This window comes from Sphingobacterium sp. PCS056 (assembly GCF_023273895.1).
Lineage (GTDB): Bacteria > Bacteroidota > Bacteroidia > Sphingobacteriales > Sphingobacteriaceae > Sphingobacterium.
In genome coordinates, this window is record NZ_CP096883.1 from 1,146,165 (window position 1) to 1,164,447 (window position 18,283).

Genomic DNA, 18,283 nt, shown 5'->3' on the forward strand with positions numbered 1-18,283 from the left:
GGTCTATTTCTTCTTTCAAAATAAGACCCGATTTAATTTACAGCAAGCAGTACCGACGGTCAGTTTTTGATACAACACTTTGTTTTTAAAACAGTTTTAGTAAAGGGTACAATTTGTGCAATCAGTCGATGGATTATTTATTGGTTTTTAACAAGTTCTTAAGTAACTTTATAGAGTCATATCATCCATTAACCACCTATAAAAGTATGATCAAAAAATTTTTGTTGGGTACTTGTCTTACCCTTTGTGGAGCTGTGCTTACATTCGCGCAGCAGCAGCCGACTTTTTTATCGCATCCGACCTTAAGTCCTGATGGAAAAATCCTTGTTTTTAGTTTTGAAGGCGATCTATGGAAGGTCGAAAGTCAGGGCGGAGTGGCTGTCAGGCTCACTGGCATGGAAGGCAACGAAATTAATCCGCGGATATCACCTGATGGAAAACAGCTTGCCTTTTCTGCGAATCAGAATGGAAATATGGACGTCTATGTCATGCCATTAGCAGGTGGTGATATCCGTCAACTCACCTCTCATGAAGGGGCAGATGAAATAGACAGCTGGAGCTGGGACAGCAAAACGCTCTATTTTACTTCTACCCGTTACAACCGAATGAGTAGCTATCAAGTTGCGGCCACAGGCGGTACGGCAAAACGCTTATTCCCACATTATTTCAATTATATCAGTCAAGTCGTGGAGACACCTTCAGGGGAACTGTTGTTCAATGACAGTTGGGAGGGTTACAGTTCTGCAAACCGGAAGCGATATAAAGGAGCATTCAATCCCGACATAAAATCATATAATCCCAAGACAAAAGCATTTAAGCAATATACCGATTATAACGGCAAAGACTTTTGGCCTACTGTAGATCAGCGTGGAAAGATCTATTTTGTTTCCGATCAGGGAAATGCAGAATATAACCTTTACCAGCTCATCAATGATAAGCCAACAGCATTGACCTCATTTAAAGAGTCTATTAAAAGACCTGCTGTTGCTGCCAATGGAAAAATGATAGCCTTTGAAAAAGGGTATCAGCTGTTTCTCTATGATGTGGCATCAAAGAAAGTGACACAGTCCAATATCGCATTAAGTAGAAATCAGGTGCTTGGCAAAAGCAAAGAATTTAATGTCAATAGCAATATCAGCTATTTTGATGTTGCGATGGATGGAAAGAAAATGGCTTTTGTGTCTAGAGGTGAACTTTTTGTTTCGGACAGCGAAGGTAAGTTTATCCGTCAGATGCCGAGTCAAGGACAGCGCATTATGGAAGTAAAGTGGCTCAAGGATAATAAAACATTGCTTTATAGTCAGACCTATCAAGGATATCTAAACTGGTATACGCGTAGTGCGGATGGTACGGGCGAAGTCAAACAATTGACCCAAGATCTTCGAAACAATAGAGAGATTACATTTAATGCGGATAAATCGCAAGCAGTCTACTTAAGCGGAAGGGACGAGGTTAGGGTATTGGACTTGACGAGTCTGAAAAGTAAAACAGTTGTTAAAGATGAGCTGTGGGCTTTCCAAAATTCATCTCCATCCTTCTCCCCAGATGGTAAATATCTTTTATTTACGGCTATCCGCAATTTTGAGCAAGATATATTTGTCCATCAGCTCGCGTCAAACCAGACAACCAATTTGACCAATACGGGTGTGTCAGAAACCTCTCCTTCTTGGTCTCCAGACGGAAAATATATCTATTTTGCCAGCAACCGTACAAAACCAGCTTTCCCTACAGGAATGCAAAATTCGAGTATTTTCCGCATGGCACTGGAAAATTTTGATGAACCGTATCGAAATAATAAATTCAACGAATTATTTAGTCAGCCAGTAAAAAAAGATACCATTGCGGACAAAAAGACTGATGATCAATCAAAAGGTAAGGATAAGAAAGATGAAAAAGCAATCGCCACGCATACACCTAGTGATAAAAAGGTAGTGGTGACTATTGATCTGCAAGGTTTACGAGACCGTATCGAACAAGTGAGCCCGGCTTTTGGAACACAGTCCGATCCGATCGCCATACAAAAAGGAGAAAAGAATTATGTTTTCTTCTCATCCAACCACGAAGGGAAATACAGTCTGTACAGAACGATTTATGAACCATTTGAAACGAGCAAAACAGAGAAGGTGATCGAGAGCGGGATTAATCAATTTACAGAAGCGAATGGTAAATATTTTATCCTCAATAAAGGTGCTATACAAAAATATAACCTTGAGCAAAATAAGCTTGATGCAATAAATATCAATTTCAAGTTTAACCGTGATCTAGAAAATGAGTTTAATCAAATGTTCTATGAGACTTGGGCTGGATTGGAGGAAAACTTCTATGATAGTACTTTCCACGGTATCGATTGGGGAGTGATGAAAAAGAAGTATGAACCTTATCTGACAGGGGTTAATAACCGCAGCGATCTACGGATTTTACTCAATGATATGTTGGGCGAGTTAAATTCATCACATCTCGGATTTAGTTCAATGGGAGCAGAAGAGCGCAAGCCATTTGGATTTGTGACCAATGAAATAGGCGTTCTGTTTAATCAGGAAAACCCTTATCAGATCGAGCATATTGTCGATCATAGTCCAGCTTCACGAAAAGGTGTAGATCTAAAAGAAGGGGATGAAATCATAGCAGTCAACGGCAATAAGGTGGATCCAAAGATCGATCGTGATGTCTATTTTACCTGGCCGTCACTGGCAGAAGAAGTCCAATTAACCATTAAGCGTGCAGGAAAAGAGATCATGGTCAATATCCGTCCCTTGACAAGTACCGCCTTTAAGGATCTTATATACGATGAATGGATAAAGAGCAATCGTGGTAAAGTGGATACCTGGAGTAAAAGTAGGATCGCTTATTCGCATATGAAAAATATGGGCGGACCGGAATTGCAGCGCTTTTTAATAGATATGGCGGAACAAGAAAATAATAAAGAAGGTATTATTTTAGATTTACGATACAACACCGGAGGCAATGTACATGATGAAGTCTTGCGTTTTCTATCGCAAAGACCTTACCTGCAATGGCAATATCGAGGCGGTAAAATGGCGCCACAAAGTAACTTTGCGCCAGCATCAAAACCCATTGTATTGTTGATCAACGAGCAGTCTTTAAGTGATGCTGAGATGACTGCAGCTGGATTTAAAGAATTAAAATTGGGTAAGATCATCGGAAATGAAACGTATCGCTGGATCATCTTTACCTCGGCAAAGGGATTGGTAGACGGATCTAATTATCGCCTACCTGCTTGGGGCTGTTATACTTTAGATGGCAAAGATCTGGAATACACAGGTGTAGCGCCAGATATTTTTGTGCATAATACCATTGCTGATCGATCTAATGATCGAGACCCGCAGTTAGAAAGAGCTGTGCAAGAAATATTGAAAGATTTAAAATAAGGATAACATTTAAAAACCTAAAAAGACCAGATTCGGGATGTGAAATCTGGTCTTTTTTGTTTTATGATCTTACGAGTAAGTGGAGGGTTTATTCCATCATGAACCTTGCGATGATTGAACAAGATGATGATATGAATAGGTTGACGGATAAAATAATGACTATGCTTGCTGTTTTAAAAAGAAAACGGTCAGGCTGCGTGCTCCTTGGGCACCGCGGACTAGGTAAGCACCGATATCTGCTGTAGCAGAGGGGCCCATGACAAAACATCCATAAGTGGAAGCCTGAAAATCAATTTTACGATAGGCGGTATGCATATTTTCCGTGATTAAATCAGGATCCAGTAAAATGGCAAGATGCTGAGAAAGAAAACCCAAAGAATTTACTTGCAACGAATTTTCTGTTAACCATATCATGCCCATTTCTGCGACACCAAACTCAGCTCGAATGATCCCTAAGTCTACGTCCTCCAATTCCCTAGGATGGGCAATAGCTTGGATTGATTTGCTTCCCTCCCACTCCGAAGTTGCAGAACAAGTGACTCGTGTATCTGGAAGTTTTTGGCGCATGATTTCCTTTGCTTCATCGATACTGCCTACCTCATAGCTTTCTCCTCCAGAAAGTCCCAGATTTACGATAAATTTATCTTTTAGATTAGTACCTTGTTTTTCATAGGTTGGTATCGTTGGATAATCCACCTTTTGAGCAGGAAGATTCTGCCGTATAGCTGCTAATAATTCTTCTAGTGAACTCATTTTTTCAATCTATTTTTAATATACCAATCCCTAAAAGTTTCTTTTTTGATTTCTGGCAATTCGCGATGTTTACCCCAAGCATTTAGCTTTTTATGGTACAATAACCAATTCGGAGTCAGTTTCATTCCATAGTAAGCAGCTTTCTCTGCCAATCGGAATAATTTTGGATTCGCAAACACTTTTTCTACTGCCCCGAAAGCATAGTGAAGTGTTTTAGAGGATTCATTTATGTTGACCATGCGCTGCCTCCACAGACCGATCTGCTCCGCGATATTGATACGGACGGGGCACACCTCAGAACAAGATCCGCACAAAGAGGAGTGGAATGGAAGTTCGCTGAATTTGGATTCATCAAACGTCGGGTCGATAATAATGCCAATAGGTCCTGAATAAGTTGCGCCATAGGCAAGTCCCCCACTGCGACGATAGACTGGACAGGTATTCATACAGGCGCCACAGCGGATACATTTTAAAGATCGCCAAAAATCTTCCATACCAAGACGACGGCTTCTGCCATTGTCCGTGAGTACGATATGCATTTCGGTACCCGATTCGCGAGGGCCCATAAAATGAGAGGTGTAACGGGTCGCGGGAGTACCCAGTGCACTTCGAGATAAGAGTCGGATAAATAAACCCAGATCTTCTGTCTTAGGTAGGATTTTTTCGATCCCAATACTTGCAATATGCAGCGGTGGGATGCTCGCCGTCAAATCAGCATTACCCTCATTGGTGCAGACGACAAAAGCTCCAGTTTCGGCAATAGCGAAATTTGCACCTGTTAGACCAGCGTGGGCTTCCAAAAATTTGGGACGTGCATTATTGCGCATTGCTTCAGTCAATTGCTGTGGATCATCTTCGTTGGGATCCGTACCAATCGTTCGCGCAAAAAGTTCGGCGACATCTGCAGTTGTTTTGTGGATAGCGGGCATGACGATGTGACTTGGCATCTCTCCGGAGAGTTGTTGAATACGCTCTCCAAGATCCGTTTCGATCAACTCGATCCCCCTAGCCTCTAGAAAAGCACCCATTTCACATTCTTCCTGCAACATGGATTTACTTTTCACGATTTTAGTCGCATGGTGACTTTTTAGAATATCATAAACAGTTTGATTGTGCTCAATGTCATCCTTTGCAAAATGAACGATCACGCCACGTTTAGTAGCTTCGGTCACAAACTGTTGGACATAGTGGTCTAAGTGTGTCAAGGTATGCTCTTTGATCTGGGAAGCCAGATCACGCATCTGTTCCCATTCGGGAATACCAGAAGCTGCGGTATCCCGTTTCATACGGGCATTCCAAAGGTTTTTATCATGAGTCGGCTGATGGATGTCATCCATGTAGATGAAATCTGCCGCATTTTGGTCAACTTTAACTTTACTCATCTTCGTTCTAATTAAAAAGGACCGTTGTTCAATACTTGTGCGATATGTACAAATTTTAAAGGTGCCTTTTGGCGCTTGGCTATACCCTCTTGATGCATCAAGCAAGACATGTCTGGAGAAACAATACAAGTCACTTCATGTTGCATATAATCAGCGACTTTATCTTGCCCCATTTTAACACTCACGGCTTCATCTGTTACGCAAAACGTACCCCCAAAACCACAGCATTCGTCTGGACGGGTGATCCGTTCTATCGTTACGCCTTGTACCTTACCTAACAACTCCTCTGTTTTATTGAAATACGGTTCCTGCCATTCCGATCTGGACTGTATATGTAGGCCACGTATAGCGCTACAACTATTGTGTACAGCGACCTTATGATTATAAGTCGCCCACGGAAATTCCTTGACTTGCAAGATATCGGTCAAAAATTCGACCAGTTCGTATGTGTTTTTACGCACATGCTCTACTTGTTTAGTCTGTGGAATAGCATCAAAATGCATGCGAACATGCTTGACACAGCTTCCCGCAGGACCAACGATGTAATCGAAACTTTCAAAATTATCACAGAAGAGCTGTTCTGAAGAAGCTGCATTTTTTTGATCACCTTCATTTCCCATAGGTTGACCACAGCAGGTTTGATTTAAAGGTACGACTACGTCTACTCCAAGGCGTTCCAATAGTTCTAATGTTGCAATACCAACTTCAGGATAGATGGCATCTATATAACAAGGAATAAATAATCCTACACGCATATTGTTGATTTAGATTGATGGGCTAAGTTTACAAATAATATTCGAAAATACTGTTCTTAACTGTGATGGTACAGTAATAAAATGACGATAACGATCTTTTTTACAAAAAAGATGGCGACACCCGCTTGATCATCTCAGTGGTAGTACTAAAAACAAAATCCACAGAAAAGATATCCCGTGGATTTTGTTTTTTTTAAATGATTTGATTTCTTATTTTTTCTGAACTAAGAGCGCTTTGAGAACTTCGATCGTTTCATTTTTTGCTGCGATGGTTTCTTTAAGTGCCAAGATCGTTTCTTGATGTCCAGAGTTTTCTGAATATGTCGTTGAGGTTAATTGCGTTGTTTCGTTTGGCGATAAATACAGCTGATTGCTCGCTCCGACTAAGTAGTCCGTATTGATATAATTGTATGAAATTTTCATATCATGGATATGTTGAACACTCACCTTCTTACGTTCAGTTTTGAGATCATTGATCCCAACTTTAGTTTCGTTGATTAATTTACCGAGCTCTACGTATGTTTTTAATTCGCCTTTTTTCTTTAAATCCTCGAATAGGAGAAAGAAACGTTCGTTGTATGAAATTGACATTTTGTATGAATTGTTTTTACTATTGTTTTTTGATAGATGATATACTCATACTATCTTTGATTTTAGCATGTGCAAACATACATTTTATGTGTCGATCTGGTACGATAAAAGTGAACTTATTGTCAATTAAACAGCATCGGTAGATCCAAATACACTAGTAGAGCTGCAGTGCATCGATGATGACGGTATAGATATAATCAAGATCATCATCGCTTATGCAGTAAGGAGGAACGAGATAAATGATATTGCCCAATGGTCTGATCAAGATGCCTCGGCTTAAAAAATAGGGGTATAAGACCTCACTTAAAACACTAAAATAAGATGTTTTTTCATCCTGTTGTAGCTCGATAGCCAAAATAGTTCCCGTTTGCCTAGCATATTTGACCTTTGTATCTAGTACAATATGAGCAAGAAAGGTCTGATGCTTCTGTTCAATAGCTGTTATTCGATCACGAGTTTCCTTTTTTAATAAGAGTTCCATGCTTGCCAAGGCAGCTGCGCAGGCCAAAGGATTAGCTGTAAAGGAGTGACCATGGTAGAGAGCCTTTTTTTTATCATCGGCATAAAAAGCATCATAAATAATCGAGGAGCAAGTGGTCAGGCCTAAAGGCATGGTACCACCCGTAAGTCCTTTTGAAAAGCACATCACATCCGGATATTCGGTTAGGTGATCTGCCGCAAATAATTTACCCGTGCGCCCAAAACCGACAAAGATCTCATCTTGAATCATTAGAATACCTTTTTGACGGCAATAGTTCATGAGCATATTTAGATCTTCAGCTTTATGCATCAGCATGCCAGCCGCCCCTTGTATCAAAGGTTCGTAGATGAAACATGCGATGTCGTCAACATACTGGTCGATTTCTTCGAATAAGGATGCTATATTGTCGTGGGTCGGTATATCGATAAAAATAACATCAAAAAGAAGATGCCCAAATGGTTCGGTCCATACCCCACGTGCACTCACCGACATGGCACCAAATGTATCACCATGATAAGCATTTTGAAAGGCTAGGATTTTTGATTTCTTATGCCCCTTGTTCGCGTGGTATTGTACACACATTTTAAGTGCGACCTCCACAGCTGTCGATCCATTATCCGTGTAGAATACTTTTTCTTGATTGCTCGGAAGGAGCTTTAATAAATTTTCGGCTAGCTGTATGGCTGGTTCATGTGTAAATCCTGCAAATATCACCTGTTCAAGGGTATTGAGCTGGCGGTACACGCGGTCTGCTATGTAAGGATGGGCGTGACCATGTAGCGTCACCCACCAAGAGGAGACAGCATCGATATAGCGCTTGCCCTCGTTGTCATAGAGGTAAGTTCCTTCAGCGCGCACGATAGGTACGATCGCTGATGCCCCTTTCATTTGTGTATAAGGATGCCAATTTACTTTTTGATCCCGTGCTCTTAAATCGTCGTGCATGATCCCTCCTTGATTCCTTTGGCTAGGGGCTGGAGTCCCAATGTCTGGAACATCTTCATATCCTGAGATACACCGGGGTTGGGAGTCACCAATAATGTTTCTTGTTCACCAGTAAAAATAGAATTTGCTCCAGCCATAAAACACCATGCCTGTTCGGTTTCACTCATCTCAACGCGCCCTGCACTGAGTCTTACCATAGCCTTAGGCATGACGATACGGGCCGTCGCAATCATTCTGACCATATCCCAGATGTCGACCTTTGGATTATTTTCTAAAGGAGTGCCCTTTACTCGAGCTAGTGCATTGACAGGGACGGATTCAGGATGCTTGGGCATTGTTGCTAAGGTTAATAGCATAGAGATGCGGTCTTTGTGAGATTCTCCTAATCCAATGATGCCGCCAGAACAAACGGTGATGCCCGCTTTGCGGACATGGTTGATGGTATTGATCCGATTGTCAAATGAACGGGTCGAAATAATCTCGTCATAATAGTGTTCTGAGGTGTCCAAATTGTGATTATAAGCATATAAACCCGCTTCTTGTAGACGTATTGCTTGCTGTTCGGTCAACATCCCTAATGTACAGCACACTTCTAGCCCCAGTGCATTGACTCCCTTTACCATATCAATAATTCTGTCAAAATCACGGTTGTCACGCACTTCTCTCCAGGCAGCGGCCATGCAAAATCGAGTGGAGCCATTCTTTTTTGCCTTTTTAGCATGATCGATTACGGTTTCTGTCGGTAAGAGCGCCTGTACATGGATGTCAGTATGGTAGCGCGCCGCTTGACCACAATAGGAGCAGTCTTCAGGGCAGCCTCCGGTCTTGACAGACAGTAAGGTGCACACTTGTACTTCTGCAGGATTGTGAAATTCTCGGTGCACCGTAGCGGCTTGGTATATAAGCTCCATGAGGGGCTGATCATAGATTTGCTGTATTTCTTCTTTGGTCCAGTTGTTTCTGATCTTTGTTTTCATATTGTATTCGTTTGTGTTAAAGAGTTAAACCATGGGCAAGATTGCTGATGGCTTGTGCCGTTATTGCGCTTAAATGCGGTATATGGATCACCCGAGTATCGGATGGTATGTGCTGGCTAATCACCTTTTTTGAATCGGGGTCGATGCCACCATTAAATAGGATATATTTCAAATGCAGGTTTCGTTGTTTTATGGCATTGATTGATAGCAAGGTATGATTGATGCAACCGAGATAGTCTTTGACTACTAGGGCAACAGGAACTGCAAATGATTGTATTAAATCAATCATAAAATGGTTATCATTAATCGGGACAAACAAGCCTCCGGCACCTTCTATGACCAGATGATTGTCTGTTGTCGGGACTTCAAAGTCCGCTAGAGCAATGCTGACCGCTTCTAGTGCTGCCGACTTATGTGGTGATGCTGCAAGCTTTAGTTTATACCGTTCGCTGTGGATGACCACATCGCCTTGTAGCAGATCATAGATGCGCATACTGTCTGTTGCATGCAGTTCTCCAGATTGAATAGGTTTCCAATAGTCCGCTTTCAAATATTGTGTCAATACAGCAGCACATATTGTTTTCCCGATTTCTGTCCCGATTCCGGTGATAAATAGTTGTTCTTTCATAGCTATTTAAAATGTTATTTTTCTTTTACTAAAAATAATAGTAACATGTTGTTTTGCTCACTTCACAGCGATAGGTTTTCTTGTATAAGAGATGCCAGCAATCGGATATCTTCTTTCGTATTAAACGTATGAAGGCATATCCTCAGACGTTCTTGTCCCAATTTTACTGTTGGAGAAAAAACCGCGTAGGTCTGTAGGCCTTTGTGCAATAGGACGTCTCTTAATTGCAAGAGTTGCTCATTATTTTTTACCGCAAGTGCTTGAATAGGACTTTCTTTTGCAGATAGAATCGGGAGACCCTGTGATCGAAAAAACTGAATATTTTGTTGCAGCTGATCATCTAAAGATGGATGATTAAGGATATACTGATATCCCATTTTTAGCTGCATCCACGTCAGATCTGTTGGTGCTGTACTGTATATAAATGGTGAACCAAAATTGATCAAATAGGATTTGACGATAGCTTTACATAGTACCGCAGCTCCATGACATCCCATTGCTTTGCCATAAGTAACAAGAGTCGCGAAAACGTTGTTTTGTAAATCCGATCGATGAACCAATCCATACCCAAATACTCCAAAAGCGTGTGCTTCATCGACGATTAAAGAAGCACCATATTTTTCAGTCAACTGTATTATTTCTTTCAGCGGAGCGAAATCGCCTTCCATAGAATACAGGCTTTCAATAGCGACGTAGCAGATACCTTGGGTACGTTTGAGTTTATCTTCGAGATCTTGAAGATTATTGTGTTTGAATTTCCACTTTGTTGCGGTAGACATCATACATCCATCGTGTACAGATCGATGGATATACTCATCGACAATCACGGTTTCTCCTTTTTGTGGTAGGCATGAAAATAAAGTTAGATTTGCGATATAGCCCGATGGAAATAGTAGCGCGGACTCTGCGTGATGAGTTTGGGCAAGAAAATCCTCTGTTTCAAGTGCGACTTGGGTATGACCGCTGATGAGTCTAGATCCCGTGCTTCCGCCAATCAAAGTATGATCGTCTTGTATTGCTTGCAAAACTTCTGCATGGAACTCTTGGTTACGGGCCATACCCAGATAGTCATTGCTATAAAAGTCAGTTGCCTTAGCACGAGCTTTGAGCGCTCTTAAAAATCCTGATTCGGATCTTTGCATCAATCGGGTCGCCAATAAACGATACATCTTCTCTGTTTAATTGATGTACGATCCAATCGCCGAAATCCATTCTTTATACAAGCCTTGCTCTATAGCCTGTATATCCTCGGCATAGCGTTCCCAATTGGGCGAAAACAGTTGAAGCTGAGCAGTCATTTCTTCCAGATGCCCTTCTTCTTCGAGAATGATAGATTTTACCATTACTTTGCTTTGCTCTAGGTCGAGTGTATGTTGATAGATGGGATAAAGTTGATCAGCACGAACCTCAATAGCGTAAGTCACAAAGAGGTAAGCCGCATGCTTAAGCGCTGGTCCGCAGAGATTAAAAGTATCTTTGAGGTAACGGCAAGATTTAATATCCAACTGATGTAGGTATTGTCTGGTATATCTTGGAGCAATGAGATACTTGTCGTCATAAGTCTTGCACATATCGTTACTTAATTTTCCAATCTGTTTTTTCAGATAGTACGCATGCCGGTGTTCTTCAGCGGCATGTTTGAGCTGAATAATATCTACTTTTGTGGAGTGTTCACATTGTGATATTTTTCTAGCACCGGCATTTTCCATAAATGATAGTGTGTTCAACCACTTTGCGTGCAGTTGATCTTGTTGGACAATATGTCGGATTACTTGGTGAATATCCATAGCCTTAATTTTGAGACAAAGGTATTGCCCTAGTAAACACGTATCATGTGCCAGTTTTAATTTTTCAGCTAGTCCGGATGAAAAGCTTATTAAATTTGTTAAGAATCGAAGTTTTTTATTTTTTGTGTTATTTAATTCTGATAGTGAGTCGATTATGTCATTCAATGATCACGTGGATTCCTGCCAATTTTGCTTTGTATTTGATCTTTTCCATGAGGCCGTAGTAGCTCCAATTACGCAGTAGGAAGTCATCCTCTTTGGCTAATCGTTCTTTGTTAGATTGATTGACCAAGAGCAAGGTACCTGCTTGCGATTTGATACATATATCAATAAGTCTACGGCTGTACAGGTGTAGTCTACTATCGACATAGTTTTTTTCTTTTTCATGATAATGATCGAGACTTTTGAGTTTTCTTTTTCTTCCATTTCCACCCTTATTATAGGTGGAAGCTTTCTGTAGGCGATATCTAGCAGCCTGTATCGCTATACGTCGGTATAGAAACTCCTCTTTTGAGCCGATCTGATAGTTGTCTCTATCAATAGCCACTGAAATCGGATGTTCGATGGATAATGATGCTTCGGCGATGATATGTTTGTTTAGTGTATGTTCTTTATTGGGTATTTCTAGTGCGAGGAGTATAAATATCTTGCCTTTTACGATTTTAATGGAACTTGCACAGATTTTGAGTTGGCCGATCAATGCGCGTTGCAGAAGTACGCGTTTATCGGTTCTATCTTTTCCTAAATAAGTGCGGAATGGGATTTTAAAGAGATTCAGTTTAAAATCTCGGCTATGCTCATCATGACTTAATTTAAGTGACCGAGAAGAAAAGGGAATAGGCATATCTTTCTTATAATTGCGCAGGGAACGCTGTCCTTTCCAATATGCTAAGCGGTCAGATTGAAAATTTTTTATCAGAGAAGTATTCACCTTCGATAATATATCAGTAGGAATCTGTCCTTTAAAATAGCTTGAGAGCAGTCGGTATGTGGTATTCATACGTGACGTGTTTAGTATTCCCTCCCCATCAGTACTGCTATCGGTTAATGTTACTTTAACATCTGTTTTGAGGTAGATCAGATCTTTTATATTTTCTTGTACATATTGATGCGTAAGCACTAGATTTGCTCCCCGATACACAATATCTTGCCATTCGTATAATTTTTTGAAATATTCACTACGTTTTTCTTTATCATCGCAGTCGATAAAAATTTGAATTTTGCGAGTTAATATAGTCGTTTCACTGGCCATAATCCTTTACTTTAAGCAATTTGTTTACTAGGTTTTATTTTACTGTGCGCTTCTACAAATAACTTTTTAACGGTCGTAGGATCTAATTGTAGCTGTTGTGATATTTGCTCGAAAGACAACTGTAGTTCATAGCGCATGTGAAATATCTCGAATTGTTCATCCGTAAAATTTCCTTGCGCTATCATCTTTGGATTTTTGCTCACCTGACCTATTTTTTGATTACTGTTTAAGATCGCACGTAGCGTTCCAATTGTTTTTTCCACCTGCATATTGACTTCATAGTCCGATATGCCACCCAGATAATAAGCTATTCGTTCATAATTGAAGCTGTATTGTAGGCAAAGTTTAATGAAGAGCTGCTGTTCGATATTTAATGAAGGCAACAGGGTGTATATTTTATGTAGTTTATCCTTATTCTCATCCTCTAGTCTTTCCACATCGATCAAGTCTTCGACACACTCTTCTTTCGGCTCATATTCGTCCCTAAACTCTTGTTGATTTTTGAATGCATCTAGCTGTAAAAGACTTCTGTGAAAACGATTTCTAGACTTGTTGTAGTATGCATGGACTGCCATGCGAATCTGAGTTTTTAGAAAGTTGAAAATATCTGCTTCGCTATGTACATTTTCGCGAAATAGCCACAAGCGCAAGAAAGCTTCCTGGGTGATACTCTCTGCAATGCATGTATCCTGTATTGCACGGTTGGCTCTGCGGTAGCAATAAGGATAGAAGTGCTGGTAGAAAAAGTTAAGTCCCTTCTCTATGCCATTGTTCAGATAAGTAATTTGAATTTTGGTATTTTTTTTAATGTAAAGTTTGTTCATATTTCGATCTCTAATTGGTTGAAGATTAAAAAAAAACGTAGTCAGCTCCTATTTCGGTGGATTTTTTTATGGGTCGAAGCAGGACAAGTTGAGTGATTTATGAATGGGCAAATTGGTATTGAAGTGAAAAATGGGAATCTGATTTTTTTTAAAGGGCTGCTATTCTTTTTAAAGTCCTTTTAATTTTGAAAGGTCAACAAAAGGCTACTTAACTCAAAATTCAATGTTGTAATGACAGGCTATATAGCTATGAAAAGTCAAGCTTATATATCGCTATATTAAAACTTAAAGAAATAATTTAAGTCTTTTTTTAGGTCTTTAGTGAGTGGCTATTGCCCTCACCCTACGGCTGTACAAGCAACCTCCATACATGTTTTATAAAAATTAGATCAGGATATCTAATCGCTAACTTTCTCACCATACAATTTATATCGCTCAATCGTAGACTATATCTTCAAGCACGATCAGGGTTAGCGGTAACAGGTAAGGGCATGTGCTCTAGCCCTACCTTGCTACCGTGCTCAATTAACCCTAAAGAGTTAAGTTCGCAATATTCTTAATTAATCTTTGGTAAACCTGCAATTTTCCGGTGAGCTGCTACGATAGGAATATCTCCTCATCAGACCAGCTCCATACTCGATAAGTATAAAAGTCCTTTGTTGTATATACCAGTGAGCCTATAATTTTAACAAACATAGCAGGGTTTTATTAAAATATAGTTAGGGTACTTGATGAGGCGATTAAACACTCACCCTGCGGCTATACAAGTCGCCTCGATGCCTATGCTGTATGAGTTTGCAGACATAGGACATGTCGTTCTTCATGGTAGATGAATGTGTCATATTAAGGTGTCAAGTATAAAAATATGTCGCGCCAATATGTAATAGTAATCAATAATGAATGAGATTATTAATGCAATTATATAATGGTTGTGATAGTTTAAGTTTCATCATTAATTAAACTTAAACATAATTGTGTATCGCTTCAAAATTTGGGGTCATAAACAAGACCAATATGAGTAGACCCTAATTATATGTTTACCAATGCAATTTTGGAAAACATAAAATAGGATCAAAATCCATGATCATCTCATCTAGATGTGGCCAGTAGCTTTAACTATTGGAGTATATAACTCATGAATGGACCTGTTTAATTTTAAAGTATTTAGTGAGTGGTCATGCCCTCACCTTACGGCTCCACAAGAAGCCTCGATCTTTCAATACCAGTATGTCAAAGAACTTGCAAATGGAATCGGTCAATTTGGTAGAAAAATAACATCAGTTGTTTTTTACACAAACAAGCACATTTCCTTATTCTTACATTCTAACGCGATCGCTTAAGGATTATAATTGGTAAAGTAGTCCATAATATAGATCGGTTACTTATCTTTTTTTAATATCATCATATATTTATTCAAATTGCTGATGATGCTTGATATCGATACAAATATAATAGTAATTGGATTATTGAGCAAATAAAATTACACTTTTATTTATATTTTATTTGCGCAAATAATTATTCTATTTGTTACGTGTCAAGTAATAATGAAAATACAATTATAGATATTGGGATCCGGTTTCGTAAACGAAGAGATGATTTGCGCTACTCTCAACGAGATGTCGCACATATGACCGGACTTACTATCAATACCATTGCTGCGGTTGAAAAAGGAAAGGGTACAACCATCTTCAATTTCTTATCGATCTGCCGTGCCTTAAAGATTCAACCTAAATCAATTTTTGAAAAAGAAATAGATTTAAAACCCTTATATGATATTGAGCCAGAATCTAAACGGCGCATTGAAACAACACAAAAGCTAGATGATTTGGTTTATAATTCTGACTTTTTTGACACCCGAAGACGTGTCTCGGAAGTATTGGCCAAACTGAAATCGGATAAAAATGACAGTAATAAGTTTTCTGTTTACCTAACAGAATATTGTAAGCATGATGTGTTAGAATATGAAAAAGTAGGCAACTTTAAGCTGTATATAAAAAAACTAAAATAAGGGTAATCAAACTCCGATCTCAAGCTAGATCCATGCATTTTGTTCTACTATCTATCCAGCCATTTTTTAAAATCATTGACTTTTTCTCGGCTCACGATCATATCCGTTTGTTGATCATGATGTAAATAAACACGTAGTCTTGAATTGCTGTGAATGGCGATTTCTTTAATATGTTTGATATTGATCAACTGGCTGCGATTGATCCGGAAGAAGAGATTGGGATCTACGAGCTGCTCGATCTGATCTAAGCTTAGGTCTAATAAATAATCGTGCTGATCCGAGCAACGACAATAAGTCCCTTTGTTCGCACTATAAAAGCAACTGATCATGTTTGTTTCAATCATTTTAATTGAAGCGCCTATCTTGATCGTAAAACGCTCTTTATAGTGCTTGACCTCATTGGTCAATAGTGATTTTATCTGAGCAAAATCAAAGGTCGGACGAGACTGAAATTGTTGTAAGAACTTATTGAAAGCAAATACCAGTTCCTCATCGATAATGGGTTTTAATAGATAATCAATACTATTGAGCTTGAAAGCCTTGAGCACAAATTCATCATATGCCGTTGTGAAAATCAATGCTGAATCAACAGTTTGCCCTTCAAATATTTCAAAAGATAGCCCATCTGATAGTTGGATATCCATCAAAATTAGGTCTGGATGAACATGCGTTGCAAACCATTCTTTCGCTTCTTTAACAGTATGTAACATGGTCTGGACGGTATAACCCATTTTTTCGATCTTTCGTTTCAGTAAACGTGCAGATGGTAATTCGTCCTCAATAATGATGATGTTCATGATGCTTTATTTTCTTTTTTTATCAATGGGAGTCCTACAATAAAATGATCAGTAGTTTTGGTTACCGTTACTGGATGCTTGGTCAATAGTGCATATCGCTCTTTAATATTCTTCAGCCCTATTCCCATACCGTTTATACTTTCTTTTTCTTGCAAATTGTTTTGGATGATAAGCCTGTCGTATTCTTTAAAAATGTGGATATGCAATTGGTTATGAAGACTAAGGCTGTTGTGCTTGATCGCATTTTCAATTAAAAGCTGTAAGGCCAAGGGTACGACTTGTTCATCCTGCTGGATATCTCCATCAGCAATATGAATCTCCAGCGATCCTTCAAAGCGGATCGCCAAGAGATTTAAAAATATGCGTGCGAAACTGATTTCTTGACTGGCCTCTACAAGGCTTTTGTCTTTTTGTTCCAGTACATAACGGTATACTCTCGATAAGGAAGTCGTAAAATTAACCGCTTTTTGCGGATCTTCTTCGATTAAACTTGTGAGTACATTCAGACTGTTGAATAAGAAATGAGGGTCTAGCTGATTTTTTAAAGATTCAAATTGAGCATTGGCAGACTTGGTGAGTGCGGTCTGTTTCCTGAGCTGACTCTCTTTATAAGCTTTATAAAAATAGAAACTGAATATTAAAAGAGAAACAATAATACTGATCAGAGTCATATTAAAATAAGTCCCAATATGTTGTTTGGCTACAAAATCTAGTAAAGACTGATCGACTGCGATTTTGATGATAGCAAATCTGATGATAAAAACAACGATCGGGGTCAGTACTGCAGTTGCTGGTATAAACAATAATATTCTTTTCACATAATGTGAATTTTGTGGAAATACTTGACAGACCTGACGGTATAAAAAGGTATTTATAAGATAAAGGAAAAAACCAGTTAAGAATCCTGATAACATACCTTTGGATAAGACAAAAGATCTTAAATCGAAATTAGGATCAGAAGCAAAGTTAACAGCGGTAATGACAACACTAATGATGAGCGTAATGAGCAGGGCATTTATGCAAAGTGTTTTAAAAGGTTTCATCTTTTCCTATTTTACTGACCGCAGTTCTGAACAATCTGCTCCGCTCTTTCTTTACCCCATGCTGGAGCAAAAGGAAGTGCTGGTTTATGAGTCTCAAACAAATCTAATGCTTTCTTCACAGCTTCACACTCTTTGCTGATATCTTGTTTAAAATATTTTTTGCTTCCGATCTGAAACTCCGCAAGTCCTAATACCGCACGGGGATTGTTGGGATCCAATTGAATTGCCTTTTCATACAAAGCGTAGATGGTCGGTGCTAAGGTCTTGGATTTTGTCATTGGATCTGTCGTCAATTCTGCAACCAGGTTCATTGCTTTTAAAGTCAGCCATTCCGAATTATTGTCTTGGCTGCTTTTGTTAAGGATGATTTTGGCGTTTTGGATCAGTTTTAATTTTTCCTCCGGATCTCTTATGGAAAAGGCAGTAGTTGTCCCGATGAGTGCTTGATAATAAAGTGGAATCCAATTATCAGGCTCCGCTTGTGCAATCCGTTCAAATTGTGCTGCTGCTTCGGTTGTATTTCCAGATTTCCATAGTGCTAAGCCTTGGGACATTCCTTTCTCATAAGGGGACTGTGCATAGGTGGCGACTGAGAATAGGGCAATAAATGCAATGATTAAAGTTTTCATATTGATATTGTTTTATACTATCAAATTTCATTATTTATCTAA

The 18,283-nt window shown here is 39.3% G+C and carries 16 protein-coding genes; 2 read left to right on the plus strand and 14 right to left on the minus strand.

Annotation, left to right across the window (positions count from 1 at the left end; translation table 11 throughout):
• Positions 1–206 precede the first annotated feature (206 nt).
• Complete coding sequence (locus MUB18_RS04870) at positions 207–3,389, plus strand: S41 family peptidase (protein ID WP_248755136.1); 3,183 nt, start codon at positions 207–209, stop codon at positions 3,387–3,389.
• A gap of 159 nt (positions 3,390–3,548) precedes the next feature.
• Here MUB18_RS04870 and MUB18_RS04875 read toward each other — a convergent pair whose 3' ends face one another.
• The 11 genes from MUB18_RS04875 to MUB18_RS04925 form a co-directional block, all read right to left on the minus strand.
• Positions 3,549–4,142 (minus strand): lactate utilization protein C, encoded by a 594-nt coding sequence (locus MUB18_RS04875; RefSeq protein ID WP_045755806.1) that lies wholly within the window; start codon positions 4,140–4,142, stop codon positions 3,549–3,551.
• Complete coding sequence (locus MUB18_RS04880; RefSeq protein WP_045755807.1) at positions 4,139–5,524, minus strand: lactate utilization protein B; 1,386 nt, start codon at positions 5,522–5,524, stop codon at positions 4,139–4,141. Before MUB18_RS04880 ends, MUB18_RS04875 begins: the two co-directional genes overlap by 4 nt.
• Before the next feature lie 11 nt (positions 5,525–5,535).
• A complete protein-coding gene (locus MUB18_RS04885) occupies positions 5,536–6,279 on the minus strand; it encodes a (Fe-S)-binding protein (RefSeq protein ID WP_045755808.1) in 744 nt (247 codons plus the stop codon).
• A gap of 210 nt (positions 6,280–6,489) precedes the next feature.
• The gene (locus MUB18_RS04890; RefSeq protein ID WP_248755137.1) at positions 6,490–6,870 is read right to left on the minus strand and encodes a hypothetical protein; all 381 of its coding nucleotides are present in this window, start codon (positions 6,868–6,870) and stop codon (positions 6,490–6,492) included.
• Positions 6,871–7,024: 154 nt separating this feature from the next.
• Positions 7,025–8,296, minus strand: coding sequence for an adenosylmethionine--8-amino-7-oxononanoate transaminase (gene bioA / locus MUB18_RS04895; protein WP_248755138.1), 1,272 nt, complete (start codon positions 8,294–8,296; stop codon positions 7,025–7,027).
• Positions 8,281–9,273, minus strand: coding sequence for a biotin synthase BioB (gene bioB, locus MUB18_RS04900; protein ID WP_248755139.1), 993 nt, complete (start codon positions 9,271–9,273; stop codon positions 8,281–8,283). Before bioB ends, bioA begins: the two co-directional genes overlap by 16 nt.
• Before the next feature lie 16 nt (positions 9,274–9,289).
• Entirely contained in the window at positions 9,290–9,901 is a 612-nt protein-coding gene (bioD, locus tag MUB18_RS04905; protein ID WP_045755812.1) for a dethiobiotin synthase, read from the minus strand.
• A 62-nt stretch (positions 9,902–9,963) separates the two neighbouring features.
• A complete protein-coding gene (locus tag MUB18_RS04910) occupies positions 9,964–11,070 on the minus strand; it encodes an aminotransferase class I/II-fold pyridoxal phosphate-dependent enzyme (RefSeq protein WP_248755140.1) in 1,107 nt (368 codons plus the stop codon).
• Positions 11,071–11,079: 9 nt separating this feature from the next.
• Positions 11,080–11,688 carry a hypothetical protein gene (locus tag MUB18_RS04915; protein ID WP_045755814.1) on the minus strand — a complete coding sequence of 203 codons (609 nt, stop codon included), beginning with the start codon at positions 11,686–11,688 and terminating at the stop codon, positions 11,080–11,082.
• Positions 11,689–11,845: 157 nt separating this feature from the next.
• Positions 11,846–12,940: a hypothetical protein gene (locus MUB18_RS04920; RefSeq protein WP_248755141.1), complete on the minus strand. Its 1,095-nt coding sequence runs from the start codon at positions 12,938–12,940 to the stop codon at positions 11,846–11,848.
• Positions 12,941–12,951: 11 nt separating this feature from the next.
• Positions 12,952–13,764, minus strand: a complete 813-nt coding sequence (locus MUB18_RS04925) for an RNA polymerase sigma factor (RefSeq protein WP_094771804.1) — start codon at positions 13,762–13,764, stop codon at positions 12,952–12,954.
• A 1,531-nt stretch (positions 13,765–15,295) separates the two neighbouring features.
• On the opposite strand from MUB18_RS04925, the gene MUB18_RS04930 reads away from it, so the two are divergent.
• Positions 15,296–15,772 carry a helix-turn-helix domain-containing protein gene (locus tag MUB18_RS04930; RefSeq protein WP_045756244.1) on the plus strand — a complete coding sequence of 159 codons (477 nt, stop codon included), beginning with the start codon at positions 15,296–15,298 and terminating at the stop codon, positions 15,770–15,772.
• Between the two features lie 47 nt (positions 15,773–15,819).
• On the opposite strand, the gene MUB18_RS04935 is transcribed toward MUB18_RS04930, so the two are convergent.
• From MUB18_RS04935 to MUB18_RS04945, 3 genes are read right to left on the minus strand one after another with little or no spacing between them, the layout of a single operon-like run.
• A complete protein-coding gene (locus tag MUB18_RS04935; RefSeq protein WP_045756245.1) occupies positions 15,820–16,569 on the minus strand; it encodes a LytR/AlgR family response regulator transcription factor in 750 nt (249 codons plus the stop codon).
• Positions 16,566–17,612 carry a sensor histidine kinase gene (locus MUB18_RS04940; RefSeq protein WP_248755142.1) on the minus strand — a complete coding sequence of 349 codons (1,047 nt, stop codon included), beginning with the start codon at positions 17,610–17,612 and terminating at the stop codon, positions 16,566–16,568. The genes MUB18_RS04935 and MUB18_RS04940 overlap by 4 nt, the downstream gene beginning before the upstream one ends.
• Before the next feature lie 11 nt (positions 17,613–17,623).
• Positions 17,624–18,241, minus strand: coding sequence for a hypothetical protein (locus tag MUB18_RS04945; RefSeq protein ID WP_248755143.1), 618 nt, complete (start codon positions 18,239–18,241; stop codon positions 17,624–17,626).
• Positions 18,242–18,283: the final 42 nt, after the last annotated feature.